The 544-nt window shown below is 50.6% G+C and carries 1 rRNA gene; it reads left to right on the top strand.

The window, feature by feature from the left end:
* Positions 1-92 precede the first annotated feature (92 nt).
* Positions 93-544, top strand: a 16S ribosomal RNA gene (locus Q0698_RS13260); the annotation flags it as partial.

Here is a 544-nt window from a genome sequence, read left to right as displayed (position 1 = left end):
AAGAAAGAATGAATAACGTTCATGTTTCGAGCAAAGTTTTGAATTCCACTTTAACGGAATTCGCTCTTGCTTTAAGCAGAGTTAAAAGATCTAAACTGAAGAGTTTGATCATGGCTCAGATTGAACGCTGGCGGCAGGCCTAACACATGCAAGTCGAACGCGAAATCACTTCGGTGAGAGTAGAGTGGCGGACGGGTGAGTAACGCGTGGGAATCTACCTCGTAGTGGGGGACAACTTGTGGAAACGCAAGCTAATACCGCATACGTCCTGAGGGAGAAAGCAGGGGATCTTCGGACCTTGTGCTATGAGATGAGCCCGCGTCGGATTAGCTAGTTGGTGGGGTAAAGGCCTACCAAGGCGACGATCCGTAGCTGGTCTGAGAGGATGATCAGCCACACTGGAACTGAGACACGGTCCAGACTCCTACGGGAGGCAGCAGTGGGGAATATTGCACAATGGGCGAAAGCCTGATGCAGCCATGCCGCGTGTGTGAAGAAGGCTCTAGGGTTGTAAAGCACTTTCAGCAAGGAGGAAAGGTTGTAG

The sequence above is a fragment of the uncultured Umboniibacter sp. genome (genome assembly GCF_947497555.1).
Taxonomy (GTDB): Bacteria; Pseudomonadota; Gammaproteobacteria; order Pseudomonadales; family DSM-25080; genus Umboniibacter.
Note: the sequence above shows the minus strand (reverse complement) of the source record. Positions and strands in the feature narration are given on the sequence as shown.